We start from the raw sequence: 1,513 nt of genomic DNA on the forward strand, positions 1-1,513 counted from the left end.
TCGCGCGCACGGACGACCTGCTGCGAGGCCGCCCCCGGGACGTCGCGCTGCTCGTCGCCGTCGAGCTGTGCTCGCTCACGCTGCAGCACGGGGACGACTCCACCGCCAACCTCGCGGCGAGCGGCCTGTTCGGCGACGGCGCGGCCGCGGTCGTCGTGGTCGGCGACGAGCACCCGCTCGCGCGCCGCCCGCACCGTCCCGGCCCGGACGCCGCCTCGCGCCGCACGGCGCGCGTGCTCGAGTCCCGCTCGACCCTGCACCCCGGCACCGTGGAGGAGCTCGGGTGGCACGTCGGCGACGCCGGGTTCGAGGTCGTGCTCTCGGCGCGCCTGCCCGAGCTCGTCGGCGCCCACCTCCTCGGCGACGTCAAGGCGCTGCTCGTCGAGCACGACCTCACGCCCGACCAGGTGCCGACGTGGGTCGTGCACGCGGGCGGCCCGCGCATCCTCGACGCGGTCCGCGACGCGCTCGGCCTCGACGAGACCCACCTGCGGCACAGCCGCGAGAGCCTGCGCCGCACCGGCAACCTCTCCTCGGCGTCCGTGCTGCACGTGCTCGCCGCGACGCTCGAGTCGTCCGACGCCCCGCCCGGCTCGCCGGCCGTGCTCATGGCGTTCGGGCCGGGCGTGAGCACCGAGCTCGTGCTGCTTCGGCTCGACGGCAGCGCCCGCACCGCGCGCAGCACGACGACGGCGCGCGCCGGGCACCGCGCGGGAGCGGCCGCGTGAGCCTCGCCTGGTACGCGGTGCTCGTCGGCGCGACCGCGCTCGAGCGGCTCGCGGAGCTCGTGGTGTCCGCGCGCAACGCCCGCTGGTCGTTCGCGCGCGGCGGCGTCGAGACGGGGCGCGGGCACTTCCCCGCGATGGTCGCCCTGCACACCGGCCTCCTCGTCGCGTGCGTGGCGGAGGTGTGGCTCGCCGACCGGCCCTTCCTGCCGTGGCTCGGCTGGCCCATGCTCGCCCTCGTGCTCGCGAGCCAGGGGCTGCGCTGGTGGTGCATCGCCACCCTGGGCCCGCGGTGGAACACGCGCGTCATCGTCGTGCCCGGCCTGCCGCTCGTGGACCGCGGCCCCTACCGCTGGCTGCGCCACCCCAACTACGTCGCCGTCGTCGTCGAGGGCGTCGCGCTGCCGCTCGTGCACACCGCCTGGGTGACCGCCCTCGCGTTCACCGTGCTCAACGCCGTCCTGCTCGCACGCTTCCGCATCCCCGCCGAGGAGCGCGCCCTCGGGCTCGTCACCCCCGGCGTCTCGTGACCGACCGCGTCGACGTGCTCGTCGTCGGCGGCGGACCCGTCGGCCTCGCCGCCGCCGTGCGCGCCCGCGAGGCCGGCCACGACGTGCTCGTCGTCGACAAGCGCGCCGCCGTGCTCGACGGCGCGCTCGACAAGGCCTGCGGCGAGGGGCTCCTGCCCGGCGCGCTCGGCGCCGTCCACGCCCTCGGCGTCGACCCCCCGGGCCACCCGATCGCCGGCATCAGCTACCGCACCGCGTCCGGTGCCCGGCACGCCGACC

The 1,513-nt window shown here is 77.5% G+C and carries 3 protein-coding genes; all 3 read left to right on the forward strand.

All coding sequences use genetic code 11. From position 1 onward, the window contains the following. A partial coding sequence (locus JZ5iCDA_RS17440) for a type III polyketide synthase (RefSeq protein ID WP_290438828.1) occupies positions 1 to 728 on the forward strand: 728 nt, incomplete at its 5' end. Beyond that, positions 725 to 1,255 carry an isoprenylcysteine carboxyl methyltransferase family protein gene (locus tag JZ5iCDA_RS17445; RefSeq protein WP_069388237.1) on the forward strand — a complete coding sequence of 177 codons (531 nt, stop codon included), beginning with the start codon at positions 725 to 727 and terminating at the stop codon, positions 1,253 to 1,255. The genes JZ5iCDA_RS17440 and JZ5iCDA_RS17445, both read left to right, overlap by 4 nt. Next, positions 1,252 to 1,513, forward strand: a 262-nt coding sequence (locus JZ5iCDA_RS17450) for an FAD-dependent oxidoreductase (protein WP_139123227.1), incomplete at its 3' end; no start/stop codon positions are given. The genes JZ5iCDA_RS17445 and JZ5iCDA_RS17450, both read left to right, overlap by 4 nt.

The organism is Cellulosimicrobium cellulans, assembly GCF_001722485.1.
Taxonomy (GTDB): Bacteria; Actinomycetota; Actinomycetes; order Actinomycetales; family Cellulomonadaceae; genus Cellulosimicrobium; species Cellulosimicrobium cellulans_A.